Source organism: Pseudomonas oryziphila (assembly GCF_003940825.1).
GTDB classification, from domain to species: domain Bacteria; phylum Pseudomonadota; class Gammaproteobacteria; order Pseudomonadales; family Pseudomonadaceae; genus Aquipseudomonas; species Aquipseudomonas sichuanensis.
On the sequence record NZ_CP034338.1, the window covers coordinates 3,223,645 to 3,240,723 of the forward strand.

The following is a 17,079-nucleotide window of genomic DNA, read 5'->3' on the forward strand; positions in this document are numbered from 1 at the left end:
ATGCAGTTGATCGAACATTCCGAGTCGCCCCGCTACGTCCGCCTGCACGATGACGACAACGTCGTGGTGGTGGTGAACGACGGCGGCCTGGGCGAAGGCGCCCGTTTCGCCGACGGCCTGACCTTGGTCGAAGGCGTGCCGCAGAGCCACAAGGTGGCCACCGTCGATATCCAACCCGGCGACCCTGTACGCCGCTATGGCCAGGTCATCGGCTATGCCCGCGAACGGCTGCAACAAGGCAGCTGGGTCAAGGAAGATCAGCTGGACATGCCGGCCGCGCCCGAGCTCGACAGCCTGCCGCGCTGCGACGCCGTACCCGCCGCCCTGCCGCCGCTCGAAGGCTTCACCTTCGAAGGCTACCGCAACGCCGACGGCACCGTCGGCACCCGCAACATCCTCGGCATCACCACCACTGTGCAATGCGTGACCGGCGTGCTCGATCACGCGGTCAAACGCATCCGCGCCGAACTGCTGCCCAAATACCCCAACGTCGATGACGTGGTCGCCCTCACCCACAGCTACGGCTGCGGCGTGGCGATCAACGCCCGCGACGCCTACATCCCGATCCGCACCGTGCGCAACCTGGCGCGCAACCCCAACCTGGGCGGCGAAGCGCTGGTGATCAGCCTGGGCTGCGAAAAACTCCAGGCCGGCCAGGTGATGCACGACGGCGACCCGTCGGTAGACCTCAGCGAGCCGTGGCTGTACCGCTTGCAGGATGCCTCGCTGGGCTTCGTCGAGATGATCGAGCAGATCATGCAACTGGCCGAAACCCGCCTGAAAAAACTCGACCAGCGCCGCCGCCAGAGCGTACCGGCCAGCGAGCTGATCCTCGGCATGCAGTGCGGCGGCAGCGATGCGTTCTCCGGCATCACCGCCAACCCGGCGCTGGGCTATGCCGCCGACTTGCTGGTGCGCGCCGGGGCCACGGTACTGTTCTCGGAAGTCACCGAAGTGCGTGACGCCATCTACATGCTCACCTCCCGCGCCGAAACGCCGGAGGTGGCCGAAGCGCTGGTGCGCGAGATGGACTGGTACGACCGCTACCTGCAACAGGGCGCCGCCGACCGCAGCGCCAATACCACGCCAGGCAACAAGAAAGGCGGCTTGTCGAACATCGTCGAGAAGTCCCTGGGCTCGATCGTCAAGTCCGGCAGCGGCGCCATCCAGGGCGTGCTTGGCCCAGGCGAGCGGGTGACGCGCAAAGGCCTGATTTTCTGCGCCACCCCGGCCAGCGATTTCGTCTGCGGCACCCTGCAACTGGCCGCCGGCATGAACCTGCACGTGTTCACCACCGGGCGCGGCACGCCGTACGGCCTGGCCATGGCGCCGGTGGTCAAGGTGTGCACCCGCACCGAGCTGGCCCAGCGCTGGCCCGACCTGATCGACATCGACGCCGGGCGCATCGCCACCGGCCGCTCGAGCATCGAGGAGCTGGGCTGGGAGCTGTTCCACTATTACCTGGACGTGGCCAGCGGCCGCAAGCAGACCTGGGCCGAGCGGCACGGGCTGCACAACGACATTACCCTGTTCAACCCGGCACCCATTACCTGATGCCAAGGGCTGACTCGATTTCCCAGACTCTCGCGATCCCTGTGGGAGCGGGTTTACCCGCGAAACAGGCGGCACGGTGCATGGCACCGGCTTCGCCGGTGTTCGCGGGTGAACCCGCTCCCACAGAGGCCAAGCGAACCTGCCCAAATAGCATTCTTCCTTCAGCGACTACAGGAGCACCCCATGCCTGAGATCCTCGGCCACAACTTCATCGCAGGCCAGCGCAGCGCCGCCGGCACCCAGCGCCTGCAGAGCCTGGACGCCACCACCGGCGAAGCCCTGCCCTACAGCTTCGCCCAAGCCACTGAAGGCGAAGTCGACCAGGCCGCCCAAGCCGCCGCCGCCGCTTTCGCCGAGTTCCGCCAGTTGCCCCCGGCACGCCGCGCCGAGTTCCTCGACGCCATCGCCGCCGAACTTGACGAGCTGGACGACAGCTTCGTCGCCATCGTCTGCCGTGAAACCGCTCTGCCCGCTGCCCGCATCCAGGGCGAACGTGGCCGTACCAGCGGCCAGATGCGCCTGTTCGCCCAGGTGCTGCGCCGCGGCGACTACCTTGGCGCACGCATCGACCTGGCCCTGCCCGAGCGCCAGCCGCTGCCACGGGTGGACCTGCGCCAGATGCGCATCGGCGTCGGCCCGGTGGCAGTGTTCGGTGCCAGCAACTTCCCGCTGGCGTTCTCCACCGCGGGTGGCGACACCGCCGCCGCCCTGGCCGCCGGCTGCCCGGTGGTGTTCAAGGCCCACAGCGGCCACATGGCCACCGCCGACCTGGTCGGCTGCGCCATCGAGCGCGCCGCCACCCGCACTGGCATGCCCAAGGGCGTGTTCAACATGGTCTTCGGTGGCGGTGTCGGCGAGTGGCTGGTCAAGCACCCGGCGATCCAGGCCGTTGGCTTCACCGGCTCGCTCAAAGGCGGTGATGCCCTGTGCCGCATAGCCGCCGAGCGCCCGCAGCCAATCCCGGTGTTCGCCGAGATGTCCAGCATTAACCCGGTGATCATCCTGCCGGGCGCGCTGGCCAAGCGTGGCGAGGCCATCGCCCGTGAACTGGCTGGTTCCGTGTGCATGGGCGCGGGGCAGTTCTGCACCAACCCGGGCATGGTCATCGGCCTGCAATCGCCGCAGTTCAGCCAACTGCTTGCTGACCTCGGCCAGCACCTTGATGCCCAAGCCGGCCAGACCCTGCTCAACGCGGGCGGCCTGCGCAGCTACGTTGGCGGCCTGGAGCACCTGCACGCCCACGCCGGCATCCAGCACCTGGCCGGTCAGGCCCAGGAGGGCAACCAGGCCCGCGCCCAGCTGTTCAAGGCCGATGCCCGCCTGCTGGTGGAGTCCGACCCGCTGCTGCAGGAAGAAGTGTTCGGCCCGACCACCGTGGCCGTGGAAGTCAGCGGCAACGAGCAACTGCGCGCCGCCCTGCTCGGCCTGCGTGGCCAGCTCACCGCCACGCTGATTGGCGAGCCGGAGGACTTCGAAGCCTTCGCCTGGCTGGTGCCGCTGCTGGAGGAGAAAGTCGGTCGCATCCTGGTCAACGGTTACCCGACCGGTGTCGAGGTGTGCGATGCGATGGTCCACGGCGGCCCCTACCCGGCCACCTCCGATGCCCGTGGCACTTCGGTCGGCACCCTGGCCATCGACCGCTTCCTGCGCCCGGTGTGCTACCAGAACTACCCGCAGGCGCTGCTGCCGGCAGCACTGCGCGACGGCAACCCGCTGGGGCTGCGCCGCCTGGTCAATGGCCAGTGGAGCGACGCGGCGATCTGATCCGCTGGATGCAATACCTATGAGTCAAATGGGGCCGCTCTGCGGCCCTTCGCGGGTAAACCCGCTCCCACAGGTACTGCGAACGCAAATCCTGTGGGAGCGGGTTTACCCGCGAAGGGCTGCGGAGCAGCCCCATTGGTTTAGGTCTAGCAGCTTTGCCGATCAGGCGATCGCCGCGTCCACCAGCACCTGGGCTTCCTCTACCAGGCGCTTGAGGTGCGCCTCGTCGATGAAGCTTTCGGCGTAGATCTTGTAGATGTCCTCGGTGCCGGACGGCCGCGCGGCGAACCAGCCGTTGGCGGTCATCACTTTCAGGCCGCCGATGGCCTGGTTGTTGCCCGGGGCATGACTGAGGATCTGCTCGATCGGCTCACCGGCCAACTCGGTGGACTTGACCTGCTCCGGCGCCAGCTTGCTCAGCGCCGCCTTCTGCCGCAGGTCGGCCTTGGCCTCGACGCGGGTCGCGTAGGGTTTGCCCAGTTTGGCGGTGAGATCGGCGTAGATCTGGCTCGGGTTACGACCGGTACGGGCGGTCATCTCGGCGGCCAGCAGGGCCGGGATCAGGCCGTCCTTGTCGGTGGCCCAGACCGAGCCGTCCTTGCGCAGGAACGAGGCGCCGGCGCTTTCTTCGCCACCGAAGCCCAAAGAGCCGTCGAACAGGCCCGGCGCAAAGAACTTGAAGCCTACCGGCACTTCGTACAGCTCACGGCCCAGTGCGGCAGTGACGCGGTCGATCAGGCCGCTGGACACCACGGTCTTGCCGACGGCGGCGTCTTTGCGCCACTGCGGGCGGTGGCGGTACAGGTAGTCGATGGCCACGGCCAGGTAGTTGTTCGGTTGCAGCAGGCCGTCGGCGGTAACGATGCCGTGGCGGTCGTGGTCCGGGTCGCAGGCGAAGGCCACGTCGAAACGCTCGCGCAGGCCGATCAGGCCCTGCATGGCGTACGGCGAGGACGGGTCCATGCGGATCTGGCCGTCCCAGTCGACGCACATGAAGCGGAAGGTCGGGTCGACCTCGGTGTTCACCACTTCCAGGTTCAGCTGGTAGCGCTCGGCGATGGCCGACCAGTAGCGCACCCCGGCGCCGCCCAGCGGGTCGACGCCCAGGCGCAGGTTGGCGCCGCGGATCACGTCGAAGTCGATGACGTTTTCCAGGTCAGCGACATAGCTGTTGACGTAGTCATGGCGCTGGGTGGTCGCAGCCTCGAGCGCCTGCTGGTAATCCATGCGCTTGACCCCGGCCAGGTTGGCCGCCAGCAGTTCGTTGGCCTTGGCCTCGATCCACTTGGTCACGTCGCTGTCGGCCGGGCCGCCATTGGGTGGGTTGTACTTGAAACCGCCGCTCTGCGGCGGGTTGTGCGACGGCGTGATGACGATGCCGTCAGCCAGTTGCGCTGTACGGCCACGGTTGTGGCAGAGGATGGCGTGGGACACCGCGGGCGTGGGGGTGTACTCGTCGTCCTTGCTCAACCGCACCTGAACGCCGTTGGCGGCCAGCACTTCCAGCGCGCTGGCAGCGGCCGGGGCGGACAGCGCGTGGGTGTCGGCGCCGATGAACAGCGGGCCGTCGATGCCCTTTTCCTGGCGGTACAGGCAGATGGCCTGGGTGATGGCCAGCACGTGATGCTCGTTGAAGCTCAGCTCGAACGAACTGCCCCGGTGCCCCGAGGTGCCGAAGGCCACGCGCTGGGCCGCCACGGCGGCGTCGGGGCGGCCGGTGTAGTAGGCGGTCAACAGCCGGGGGATATCGACCAGCACGCTGGCCGGAGCCGGCTTGCCTGCCAAAGGACTGAGCGTCATGCGAAACCTCGAAAGCAACGAATGTTGGGGTTGGAACGCGAAGTGTACTGGGAGTTTCAACGCCAGGCGATGGGCGCGTTCAGGCGTATCGCCACCAGCTGGGAAACATCTGCCGCACCCGGGGTTCGGCGAAGCGCTCGTCGATCAGCAGCAGCACGCCACGGTCCTGGTCGCCACGGATCACCCGGCCGGCGGCCTGGATCACCTTGCGTACCCCCGGGTACAGGTAGGCGTAGTCGAAACCGGCACCGAACTGCCGCCCCAGGCGCTGCTTGAACTGCTCGTTGACCGGGTTGACCTGGGGCAGGCCCAGGGTGGCGACGAAGGCGCCGATCAGCCGTGTACCCGGCAGGTCGACGCCCTCGCCGAAGGCACCGCCGAGCACGGCGAAACCGATGCCCTGCCCGTCCGCCACAAACCGCGCCAGGAAGGCCTCGCGCCCGGCCTCGTCCATGCCCGGCGCCTGGCGCCACTGGGGCAGCCCGGGGTGGCGTTCGGCCAATAGCCGAGCGACCTGCTCGAGGTATTCGAAACTGCTGAAGAACGCCAGGTAATTGCCGGGTTGACGTGCATACTGCGCGGCGATCAGCTCGACGATCGGCGCCAGCGAGGCCTGACGCTGCTGATAACGGGTGGACACTTCACTGACGATGCGCACCTCCAACTGCTCGGCCCGAAAGGGTGCGGCCACTTCCAGCCAGGCGGTGTCGGCCGGCATGCCCAGCAGGTCGCTGTAGTAGTGCCGGGGGTTGAGCGTGGCGGAGAACAGCGTGACGCTGCGCGCGGCGCTCATCCGTGGCCCGAGCAGGCGCGCCGGCACCACGTTACGCAGGCACAGGGTGGCCAGGCGCCGGCCGCGTAAGCCATTGCGCTGGCTGATATCGAACAGGAAGTGTTCATCGAACAGCTCGGCGATACGGCTGAACTGCAACGCCTGGTAGAAGAACTCCAGCACCTTGGGCTCCACTTCGGCGGGCGCCTGGTTCATGCGCTCCTGGATCAGCCCGATGCACTGCGCCAGCGCGCGCAGAAACGCCTCGGGCAACTGCTCGCCGGCCTGATACGGCGCCACCTGCGCCTTGTACAGCGCATTCCACTGGCGGTTCAGCCGGTCCAGCGCACTGCCAAGGCCCATCGGCTTGGCCTGGCGCAGCGCCTGCAACTGGCCTTGGTCGAGGCTGGCGCTGTACATCTGCCGGCCGCGCTCGACCAGGTTGTGCGCCTCGTCCACCAGCACGGCCGTGCGCCACTGGTTGGCCTGGGCCAGGCCGAACAACAGGGCATGGGCGTCGAAGTAGTAGTTGTAGTCGGCCACCAGCAGGTCGACCCAGCGCGCCATTTCCTGGCCGAGGTAATACGGGCATACCTGGTGTGCCAAGGCCACCTCGCGCAGGGCCGCACGGTCGAGCAACGGCACTGCCGCTGCCGCCTCACGCGCCGTCGGCAAGCGGTCGTAGAACCCCTTGGCCAACGGGCAGGACTCACCATGGCAAGCGTTCTCGGGGTACTCGCACGCCTTGTCGCGGGCAATCAGCTCCAGGGTGCGCAGGGCCGGCTGGGTGCCGTCACGGGTGAGCTGGCGCAAGGCATCCAGGGCCAGCGCACGGCCCGGGGTCTTGGCGGTGAGGAAATACAGCTTGTCCAACTGCTGGGGCACCACGGCCTTGAGCAGCGGGAACAGGGTGCCGAGGGTCTTGCCGATGCCGGTGCTGGCCTGGGCCATCAGGCAGCGGCCAGTGCTCACCGCCTTGTACAGGGTTTCGGCCAACTGGCGCTGGCCATGGCGCAGCGCTGGATAGGGGAACGCCAATGCCTGCAAGCCTCGGTCGCGCTCGGCCAGGCGCTGCTCCTGGGCCCTTGCCCAGGCGAGAAAGCGCTGGCACTGGGTATGGAAGAACTGCTGCAGATCGGCGGCGCTGTGGCGCTCGCTGATAACCGTCTGGCTGTCGCTGTCGATATCCAGGTACACCAGCGCCACCTCGATGTCTGTCAGTTGCTGCGCCTGGCACAGCAACCAGCCATACACCTTGGCCTGAGCCCAGTGCAGCTGGCGGTGGTTGTCGGGCTGGCGGGCCAGGTCGCCACGGTGGGTCTTGATCTCCTCCAGGCGGTTGCCCTCCGGGTCATAGCCATCGGCACGGCCGCGCACACGCAGGCCCTGGTATTCGCCCTCCAGCGCCACTTCGGCCTCGTAGCCGGCAGCACGCCGCGCCACCACCCGGCGATGGCCGGCGATGCCCTCCTGGGCGGTCGGGGACGGGGTGAAGCGCAGGTCGAGGTCGCCCACCTTGGCGCTGAACTCGCACAGGGCGCGTACCGCTACCGTATAGCTCATGGCGCCGACTGCCAGCGCACATGGCAGACCACCACCGGCAGCCCGTGCTCTTTGCAGAACGCCAGCCAGCGCAGTTGGTTGTCCTGCAGGCGGTCACCCGGCCCCTTGACCTCGACCATGCGATAGCGCCCCTCGTCGGGCCAGAACTGGATCAGGTCGGGCATGCCGGCGCGGTTGTTGCGGATATCCTGCAACAGGCGCACAAAGCACGCTTTCAAGTGCGCGGCGGGCAGGCACGCCAGGGCCTGTTCGAGCAGCGGTTCATCGAGCATCTGCCAGAACACGAAGGGTGACTGCAGGCCCTGCTTGGCGCTGAAGCAGGCGCGGATCGCCTGCCCATGGCTGCCATCGTCGAGCCGCCCCAGGCACTGTTCGAACAGCGCTGCGCGGCGCTGCTGGAAGTCGCCATCGTGCAGGTCTTGCGGCCCGCTCTGGAACGGGTGGAAGAACGCCCCTGGCAACGGGGCGAAGATGGCGTCCCAGCAGAGCAAGCCGAACAGGCTGTTGAACAGGGTGTTCTCGACGTAGTGGGCCACGCCGCCGTCCTGCTCCAGGTGCCGGCGTACCGCCTCCTCCACCCCGAAAACCGCAAGCTCGGCCGGCAGCTCCAGCTCGATCACCTGCACCGCATCGCTGCGCCGACGGGGTTGCGCCGGCCCGCCAAGCTTGCGCGCCAGGCGCGGCAGCATGCGCTCCAGGGCCTGACGCTCGAGCGGGTTGGCCGGCGCCGCCGCCATGTCGGCCGCCAGCGCGTGCGCCTGGGGCCACTGCTCACTGCGCTCGAACACCCGCACCTGGCGGATACGTGCCTCGGGATGGATGCAATCGCCATACACCTGCAGTGCCAGGTCCCATTCGCCCAAACGCTCGCAGTGCTGCCCGAGATTGAACAGCAGCCGCGCACGCCGCCGGGCGAGCCAGGGGTTGTCGCTGCCCAGCCCGTCGAGCGTCGCCAGCAGCATGGCGGGCGCCTCACCCTGCTCCAGGCGTTCGGCGCACTGGTGCAAGGCCATGGCCAGCTCGACCTCGCTGCGCTGGCTCAGGGCCCGTGAGTCTTCTGCGAAGGCCACCTGCTCGTAGCGCAACAGCCCGAGGTCGGCGAGGACGAACTCCGACCAGCCCTGGTAGAGGTTGCCGAAAAACAGCAGGCGCAGGCGGTCGCACAGCGGCTGCAAACGCCAGTGGATGATCTGTGCGGGGAAATCGGGGTACCACGCGGCGAGCGAACGCGGCGCCAGTTGCAACGCCTGCAACTGCGCCAGCAGTTCGGCCTTGCCCGCCTTGGGCCGGCTGAGTTGCCCGGCAAAACAGTGCAGCGCCTCGTCCTTGCGCAGCAGCGGCCACAGCTGCTCCAGCGTCAGCGGCGCCTCGACATCGACCCAGCCCAGGCCCAGCAAGGGAGCCAGGGCGCTGTCGGTATCGCCGATCTCGTCGTAATTGAGTTTGTCGCTGCGAAACAGCTCGCCCTTGCGCATGACCATGCGCACCAATAGGGCCTGGGCAGGCGCCGGCAAGCCGGCGAAGGCGCGGATGAACCCGTGCTCGTGGGCATCGAGCAGGTCGGCGTAACGCTGTTCGACCCAGTTCAGCACCTGGCGGAAGTTGTGCAGGTAGTAGAACGGGTCATCGACGGAATGGGCAATCACGGTGCGGGATCGGGCGCGGGAAATGGACACTGGTTATACATACAGACCCCAAGGCTAAGCAAGTGCCGTGGGTCGCGCGCTTGGTAACCCGCCGTACGCCGGATGCGTTAACAAACCTTAAACAAGACTGTGACATTTTTTTTCAGCCTGCTTACCAGGTACCTCGGCATGGGTAACGGCCTGCCCGGATTCGGTCATGGAGCTGCGAGATGAAGGTTACGGTTTTCGGTACGGGTTATGTGGGCCTCGTCCAGGCGGCATGCCTGGCCCAGGTGGGGCATTCAGTGCTGTGCATGGACGTTGACGCCGAGCGGATCGCCACCTTGAGCCAGGGCCATTGCCCGCTCTACGAGCCGGGCCTTGCGTCACTGTTGAAACGGAACCTGGCCTGTGGCCGCCTGAGTTTCACCACCGACGCCGCCAGGGCGACCCATTTCGCCCCGTTGCTGTTCATCGCGGTCGGCACCCCGCCCCAGGCCGACGGCAGCGCCGACCTCAAGCACGTGTTCGCGGTGGTCGACAACATTCTTGAACATGCCGATCACCCCAAGATCATCGTCAACAAGTCCACCGCGCCGGTCGGCACGGTGGACCGCATCAAGGCGCGCATCCGCCAGGCGGTCGCCAATGCCGAGCACTATCGGGTGATCAGCAACCCGGAATTTCTCAAGGAAGGTTCGGCGGTCGACGATTGCATGCGCCCGGAGCGCATCATCATCGGTGGCGCCGGGCCGTCCGAGCTTGAGCTGCTGCGCGAACTGTACCTGCCGTTCAGCCGCAACCGGGAAAAGCTCATGGTCATGGATGCGCGCAGCGCCGAGCTGACCAAGTACGCCGCCAACTGCATGCTGGCGACGAAGATCTCCTTCATCAATGAAATGGCCAACCTGGCCGAGCACCTGGGCGCGGATATCGAGATGGTCCGCCGCGGCATCGGCTCGGACCCGCGCATCGGCTACGACTTCATCTACCCCGGCTGCGGTTTTGGCGGCTCGTGCTTCCCCAAAGACCTGCAGGCCCTGAGCAAATGCGCCGAAGCCGAAGGCTTCGAACCGCAACTGCTGCGCGCGGTCGAGTCGGTGAACGCGCGCCAGAAGAACCGGCTGTACGCCAAGATCGCCCGGCACTACCCCGATGGCCTGCGCGGCAAGGTCTTCGCGCTGTGGGGGCTGTCGTTCAAACCCAATACCAATGACATTCGCGAGGCCTCCAGCCGGGTCCTGCTCGAAGCTCTGTGGGCTGCCGGCGCCCGGGTGCAGGCCCACGACCCGCAGGCCATGGAGGAGATCCAGCGGCATTACGGCGCGCGTGCCGACCTGCAGCTGGTGCCGTGCAAGGACGATGCGCTGCAGGGTGCCGATGCGCTGGTGATCGTCACCGAGTGGCAGGACTACCGGGTGCTGAACCTGGACCAGGTGCCGCAGCTTTTGGCCGACCGGGTGGTGTTCGATGGGCGCAACCTGTTCGAGCCCGAGCACATGGCCGCCGCCGGCCTGACTTACTACGGCATCGGCCGTGGCCAGATGCCGCAGCCATGCCCGTACTGATCACCGGCGTCGCCGGCTTCATCGGCTTTCACCTCGCCCAGCGCCTGTGCCAGGAAGGCCTGGAGGTGGTCGGCATCGACAACCTCAACAGCTATTACAGCGTCGAGCTCAAGCAGGCGCGCCTGCAACAGCTGGCCCGCTGGCCGAACTTCCGCTTCCAGCGGCTGGACATCGCCGAGCCGGACGCCCTGCTCCAGCTGTTCGCCAGGCAGCCCTTCAGTGAGGTCATCCACCTGGCGGCCCAGGCCGGGGTGCGCTATTCGCTGGACAACCCAGGGGCCTATGGCCAGGCGAACCTGATCGGTTTTCTCAACGTCCTCGAAGCCTGCCGCCGACACCCCACCAGTCACCTGATCTATGCCTCCAGCAGTTCGGTGTATGGCGCCAACGCCAAGCTGCCGTTCAGCGTCGACGACCCGGTGGAACAACCGGTCTCGCTGTATGCCGCGAGCAAGCGCGCCAATGAGCTCATGGCGCACACCTACGCGCACCTGTACCGTATCCCCGCCACCGGCCTGCGCTTCTTCACCGTCTACGGCCCCTGGGGCCGCCCGGACATGGCGCTGTTCAAGTTCACCCAGGCCATGCTCGAAGGCCGGCCCATCGAGGTCTACAACCACGGCCGGATGGCACGGGACTTCACCTACATCGACGACATCGTCGAAAGCATCCAGCGCCTGCGCGGCAAACCACCACAGCCGGCCGCAGGGCAACCGCCCTGCCAGCTGTTCAACATCGGCCGCGGCCAGCCGGTCAGGCTGCTGCAATTCGTCGAGTGCCTGGAACAGGCCCTGGGCATCCCGGCAACGCGTGATTACCTGCCCTTCCAGGACGGCGACGTGCTGGAGACCTGGGCGGACATCAGCTCACTGGCGCACTGGATCGACTACACCCCCAGGGTCTCGCTGGAACACGGCGTCGGCCAATTCGTCAGTTGGTACCGGGACTTCTACCGGATCTGAACCCCGCATTCACAACAAGAACACAGGTAGGCCCGATGACTGAACAGATCGACCTTTCGCTACTGATTCCGGCAAAGAACGAAGCTGAAAACCTGCCGGCGCTGCTGGCGGAAATCCGCAACGCGCTGCAAGGCGAGCGCTACGAGGTGCTGGTGGTGGATGACGGCAGCAGCGACCCGACCCTGGTCGTGCTGCAGCAACTGCGTACCCAGGGCTTTGAACAGCTGCGCATCCTCCACCATGAACGCTCCCTGGGCCAGAGCACTTCGCTCTGGCACGCCGCCCAGGCGGCCCGTGGTCGCTGGCTGGCGACCCTGGATGGCGACGGCCAGAACGACCCGGCGGATATCCCTGGGATGCTCGCGCTGGTACGTGCCAGCGAAGACCTGGCCGGTGGCATCAAGCTGGTGGCCGGGCACCGGGTCAACCGCCGCGACACCGCCAGCAAACGCTGGGCTTCGCGCTTCGCCAACGGCCTGCGCAGCCGCCTGCTCAAGGATGCCACCCCGGACACCGGTTGCGGGCTGAAGCTGATCGAGCGCGCGGCGTTTCTGCGCCTGCCCTACTTCGACCATATGCACCGCTTCATCCCGGCGCTGATCCTGCGCCACAACGGCCGCATGCTGGTGCACCCGGTGAACCACCGGCCACGTCACGCCGGCACCTCCAAGTACGGCAACCTGGACCGCGCCCTGGTTGGCATTCTCGACCTGTTCGGGGTCTGGTGGCTGATCCGTCGCACCCGCCTGGACACCCGCCCGCAGGAGCTCGAAGGATGACCCGCGAAACCCTCTGGCTGATCATCGGCTTCACCGGCCAGGCCGTGTTCACCGGCCGTTTCGTGCTGCAGTGGCTGTACAGCGAGTACAAACGTCGCAGCGTGATCCCGGTGGGCTTCTGGTACCTGAGCATGCTCGGCAGCGCCTTGCTGCTGATCTATGCCATCTACCGCCAGGACCCGGTGTTCATCATCGGCCAGGCCTTCGGTTTTCTGGTCTACCTGCGCAACCTGCAGTTGATCGCCCGGTTCAAAGAGCAGAAGGAATAGCCCTTGCCCAGGTTCACAACCCCAAGCGCCCAATGCCTGGCGCTGGTCGCCCTGGCGTTGCTGCTGGTCGGTGCCGGCATCGGCTGGCGCCAGCCGATGAACGTCGACGAAGAACGCTTCCTCGGTGTCGCCCTGGAAATGCTGCAGAGCGGCAACTGGTTCATCCCACACCGCGCCGCCGAAATCTACGGCGACAAACCGCCCTTGTTCATGTGGACCGTGGCCTTGTTCAGCGCCTTGACCGGCTTGCCCAAGGTCGCCCTGTACCTCCCCGGCCTGCTCTCGGCAGCCACCACCACTGCGGTGCTGTACGACCTGGGCCGACGCCTGTGGAACAAGCGCATCGGTTGCATCGCCGCCTTGCTGTTCCTGGCGACCTACCAGAGCTACAGCATCCTGCGTACCGGGCAGATCGACAGTTTCCTCGCCTTGTGGGTTGCGCTGGGTTTCTACGGTTTGCTTCGCCACCTGCTGCTGGGCCCGGCCTGGGGCTGGTTCTATGCCGGCTGCGCGGCCATGGGCCTGGGCATCATCAGCAAAGGTGTGGGCTTTGTCCCGGCGCTGATGCTGCTGCCCTATGCCTGGGCCGTGCACCGGCGCTGGCGGGGCGTGGTGGCCATGCCTGGCCAGGGCTGGCGCTGGAGCCTGGGGCTGCTGTGGCTGCTGGCCGGTTGCGCGGTGTGGCTGCTGCCACTGCTGCTGACCATCGCCCATGGCGGCGGCGCGGCAGAGCTGGCTTACCTGAAAGAGATCCTGCTGCGCCAGACCGCCAACCGCTATGCCAATGCCTGGGACCACCGCGAGCCGTTCTGGTACTTCTTCGCCAAGGTCATCCCCAAGTACTGGCTGCCGCTGGTGCTGGCCCTGCCCTGGCTGGTACCGGCCTGGCGCCGGCAACTGCTCAAGCATGACGGGCGCTTGCTGGTGCTGCTCGGCTGGGTGGCACTGGTGCTGTTGTTCTTCAGCCTCAGCAGCGGCAAGCGCAAGCTCTACATCTTCCCGGCGCTGCCCGGCCTGGTGCTGGCCATCGCGCCATTGCTGCCCTGGTTGCTCAAGCGCTGGTTCCAGCGCCGGCCGGGCTGGCGCAAGGTGTTTACCCTGGTCGCCGTGGTGTGGTTCTGCCTGTGGTTTGTGCGCGGCCTGGTCGAGCCGATCAAGGAGGGCCGCAACCCCCACGAAACCCTGATGGTCGATGCCGCCCGTGCCACCGGCGGCGCCGAACTGGTGCTGGTCAACTGGCGCGAAGGGCACTGGCTGTTCGCCCGCCAGCCGATCGTGCACTTCGGTTTCGGCAGCCACTCCTCCGCGGACACGGCCGTCTATTGGTTGCGCCAGCACCCCGCCGCGTTCGCCCTGCTGCCGGCGACCGAGCTGGGCCGCTGCTTCAGTGCCGACAAGGCGCGCAAGCTGGGCGATACCTCGCGCGCCGAGTGGTATGTGGTGGGTGCCGATGCCGACACCGGCCAATGCCAGCCGGCCCCGCCCAAACAGGTCTACCAATTTGCCTGGGGCGCCATGCCCCTAGACCGGCCCACAACAGGGTTAGAAATCCACCGTGGCGGATAGCTGCAGGGTGCGCGGATAACCGGGCGAGATCGCGCCATAGGACGCGACGCCAGACCAGTATTCACGGTCGAACACGTTCTGTACCGTCGCCCGGAACGTCGTCGGGCGCCCGTCGATATGGGTGGTGTAGCGGCCACCGACATCGAAGCGGGTCCAGGCGTCGAGCTCCTGGGTGTTGGCCTGGTTGATGTACTGGCTGGCGGTGTAGATGGTGCCACCGGTCAGGGTGAAGCCTGCCAGCCACGGTGTATCCCACTCGCCCCACAGGTTGGCCTGCAGTTCAGGCACGCCCACCGGCTTGTTGCCTTTGTTGGCGGCAGTGGCCGAGTCGGTCAGCTTGCCGTCCATCGCGGTCACGCCGCCCATCAGGCGCACGCCCGGGCTGACTTCGCCGAACATGCTCAGCTCGACGCCACGGTTACGCTGCTCTGCCTGTACCGAGAACTGGTTGCCGGCACCCAGCTCGCCGCTGGGCTTCTCGATCTGGAACAGCGCCAAGGTGGTCATGAAGCTGTCGCGTTCGAACTTCACGCCCAGCTCATGCTGCTTGCTGGTGTAGGGCGCGAAGGCTTCACCGGCGTTGGCGGCCGTGGCCGGCGCGATGTCACCCTTGCTCAGCCCCTCGACGTAGTTGTAGTAGAGCGAGACGTTGTCCCACGGCTTGACCACCACCCCGACCACCGGCGTGGTGGCGCTGTCGTCGTAGCGCGACGACACCGCGCCGGCCGCGTTGTAATTGCGTGATTCGATGTCCTGCCGACGCACGCCCAGGGTCAGCTGCAGCCGGTCATCGAGCACGGCCAGGGTGTCGGTCACGGCCAGGCCGCTCAGTTCGGACTCGGAGATGCGCAAGACCTTCGGTGCATTGATGTGCTGCTTGGGCACATCGACCGGGTGGTAGATGTTCGACAGGATCGCCGTGCCGTTGTTGATGCCGCGGGACATCTCGTCCTGATAACGGGTGGCCATGACCGTCACGGTGTGGTTGACCGGGCCCGTTTCAAACAGGCTGCGCAGTCCCACATCAGCGGTGGAGCGGTCGACGTTGAACTTGTAGTAACCGGGGATATTGCTGGTATCGCCGGCCGCATTGAGGATTCTCGGCACCTGGTCGGACATGCGTTTCACATCAGCCTTGCCGCCGCCGGCATGGGCAAACACGGTCAAGGAGTCATTCAGGTCGTACTCGCCGCCGAGCAATGCGGATTGCTCACGGGTGTTGGACCAGCCCCAGTCCTGGGGCAGGTTGGTACGGCCATTGGCGGCCGACGGTACGTCGATGCCCGGTGCCACGGTGAAGGGCCGCGAGGCGGCATCCCATTTTTCTTTCTGGCTGATGAAATCGAGGTTCAGGCGCAGGCGCTCGCCTTTGTAGTCCAGGGCAATGGCGCCGATATCCAGGGCGCGCTGCTGGTTGTCGATGGCGGTGTCGCCTTGGGCAAGGCTGCCGTTGAAACGCACGCCCCACTGTTTGTCCTCGCCGAAGCGGCGGCTGATGTCGAGGTGGCCACCGGCCTGGCTGTCCGAGCTGTAGCTGGCGGTGACGCGCGTCAGGTCCTCGGCCAGGGCGCGCTTGGGCACGATGTTGATCACGCCGCCGACACCGCTGTTGGGCGAGATGCCATACATCAGGGCGCCGGGCCCCTTGAGCACCTCGACGCGCTCGGCGTACTCGGTGAATACCCGGTAGTTGGGCGCAACGCCGTAGACACCATCAAAGGCCAGCTCACCCAGGTTGCCCTCGCCCACCGGAAAGCCACGGATGAAGAACGAGTCGACAATGCCGCCGGTCTGCCCGGTGGAGCGCACCGACGGGTCGCGCTCCAGCGCATCGGCCACGGTCACCGTTTGCAGGTCGGCCAGGGTCTTGGCGGTGTAGCTGGTAACGCTGAAGGGGGTGTCCATCACGTCCTTGTTGCCCAGCATCCCCAGCCGCCCGCCGCGGGCCACCTGGCCGCCGGCAAAGGCCTCCGGCAAGCTGTCGTGGCGCAGGCTGTCGGCTTCGATGTTGGTGGCGGCGAGCGTCAGGCCATCGCCTTGCTGCGCCAGCTTGACCAGGGTGTAGTTGCCGTTGCCCAGGGCCACCAGCTCAAGGCCGCTGCCGGCCAGCAAGCGGGCGGCACCGTCCTGTAGCGAGTAGCTGCCGTTGAGGCCTGCGCTGTGCAAGCCATCGGTCAGCGCCGGCTCGAACGACAAGGCGATCTGCGAGGCCACGGCAAAGCTGGACAGCACGCGGCCCAGCGGGCCGGGGCTGATGGCGTAGGCCTGGGTGGCCACGACGCTTTCAGGTTCCGCGAGTGCCACCTGGGTGCCTGCGACGCCGGCCACCAGGGCCAGGCTCATCAGGGCGTTACGGACTGCGGTGGCGAGCGCACGCTCGCCGTGGGGACGGCTTGCAACAGGCATGACAGGAGGGTCCTTGTGACCGGATAAGGAGAGGGTTCACTCCTGTTGCCAATCGAGATGGGGAAAAGTATCAGCTTGGGTTGAATAAATTTTGCGGGGTGGTTTTGAAGCACATTCCTTTGTGTGTTGGAGGCCCCTGGGCATGACCGGAGGTTTGCAGCGCCTATAAGATCGAGCGCCGCCCGCGCGGCGCATCGCTGGCAAGCCAGCTCCCACATCTGTTTCGGGCCAATTACTCCTGTGAAGGTACCGCTGCACGCCTTGGTGCATGTCTCAAGTCGGGTGAGGCGCCAGTAGTGCCCACCTCAATAGCGAGTCGTACAAACAAGGCGGACAGCGATGAAATCACAGGAGTGACTGGCCCGAAACAAATGTGGGAGCTGGCTTGCCAGCGATGCGCCGCGCGGGCGGCGCTCGATCTCCTAGGCGCAGAACATCTCAAGGCGAACAC

Annotated in this window: 11 protein-coding genes; 7 read left to right on the forward strand and 4 right to left on the reverse strand. The window is 66.6% G+C overall.

Going from position 1 to position 17,079, the window contains the following annotated elements; translation table 11 throughout:
• Positions 1-1,554, forward strand: coding sequence for a galactarate dehydratase (gene garD / locus EJA05_RS15005; RefSeq protein WP_125858846.1), 1,554 nt, complete (start codon positions 1-3; stop codon positions 1,552-1,554).
• A 183-nt stretch (positions 1,555-1,737) separates the two neighbouring features.
• Positions 1,738-3,318, forward strand: a complete 1,581-nt coding sequence (locus EJA05_RS15015) for an aldehyde dehydrogenase (NADP(+)) (RefSeq protein ID WP_125858848.1) — start codon at positions 1,738-1,740, stop codon at positions 3,316-3,318.
• Between the two features lie 162 nt (positions 3,319-3,480).
• Here EJA05_RS15015 and pgm read toward each other — a convergent pair whose 3' ends face one another.
• From pgm to EJA05_RS15030, 3 genes are all read right to left on the reverse strand, one after another.
• Positions 3,481-5,118: a phosphoglucomutase (alpha-D-glucose-1,6-bisphosphate-dependent) gene (gene pgm, locus EJA05_RS15020; protein WP_125858849.1), complete on the reverse strand. Its 1,638-nt coding sequence runs from the start codon at positions 5,116-5,118 to the stop codon at positions 3,481-3,483.
• 79 nt (positions 5,119-5,197) lie between these two features.
• Complete coding sequence (locus tag EJA05_RS15025; RefSeq protein ID WP_125858850.1) at positions 5,198-7,453, reverse strand: ATP-dependent DNA helicase; 2,256 nt, start codon at positions 7,451-7,453, stop codon at positions 5,198-5,200.
• The gene (locus EJA05_RS15030; RefSeq protein ID WP_125858851.1) at positions 7,450-9,099 is read right to left on the reverse strand and encodes a VRR-NUC domain-containing protein; all 1,650 of its coding nucleotides are present in this window, start codon (positions 9,097-9,099) and stop codon (positions 7,450-7,452) included. The genes EJA05_RS15025 and EJA05_RS15030 overlap by 4 nt, the downstream gene beginning before the upstream one ends.
• Before the next feature lie 209 nt (positions 9,100-9,308).
• Between EJA05_RS15030 and EJA05_RS15035 the strand changes: the two genes are divergently transcribed.
• Genes EJA05_RS15035 through EJA05_RS15055 form a run of 5 tightly spaced genes read left to right on the forward strand, consistent with a single transcriptional unit; the run spans position 9,309 to position 14,222 of the window.
• Positions 9,309-10,646 (forward strand): UDP-glucose dehydrogenase family protein, encoded by a 1,338-nt coding sequence (locus EJA05_RS15035; protein WP_125858852.1) that lies wholly within the window; start codon positions 9,309-9,311, stop codon positions 10,644-10,646.
• Entirely contained in the window at positions 10,634-11,608 is a 975-nt protein-coding gene (locus EJA05_RS15040) for an NAD-dependent epimerase/dehydratase family protein (protein WP_125858853.1), read from the forward strand. The genes EJA05_RS15035 and EJA05_RS15040 overlap by 13 nt, the downstream gene beginning before the upstream one ends.
• Before the next feature lie 35 nt (positions 11,609-11,643).
• Positions 11,644-12,387, forward strand: a complete 744-nt coding sequence (locus EJA05_RS15045; protein ID WP_125858854.1) for a glycosyltransferase family 2 protein — start codon at positions 11,644-11,646, stop codon at positions 12,385-12,387.
• Positions 12,384-12,656, forward strand: coding sequence for a lipid-A-disaccharide synthase N-terminal domain-containing protein (locus EJA05_RS15050; protein WP_125858855.1), 273 nt, complete (start codon positions 12,384-12,386; stop codon positions 12,654-12,656). Before EJA05_RS15045 ends, EJA05_RS15050 begins: the two co-directional genes overlap by 4 nt.
• Positions 12,657-12,659: 3 nt before the next feature.
• Positions 12,660-14,222, forward strand: a complete 1,563-nt coding sequence (locus tag EJA05_RS15055; RefSeq protein WP_125858856.1) for an ArnT family glycosyltransferase — start codon at positions 12,660-12,662, stop codon at positions 14,220-14,222.
• On the opposite strand, the gene EJA05_RS15060 is transcribed toward EJA05_RS15055, so the two are convergent.
• Positions 14,199-16,628 (reverse strand): TonB-dependent receptor, encoded by a 2,430-nt coding sequence (locus EJA05_RS15060; protein ID WP_190305983.1) that lies wholly within the window; start codon positions 16,626-16,628, stop codon positions 14,199-14,201. The genes EJA05_RS15055 and EJA05_RS15060 overlap by 24 nt on opposite strands.
• Positions 16,629-17,079: the final 451 nt, after the last annotated feature.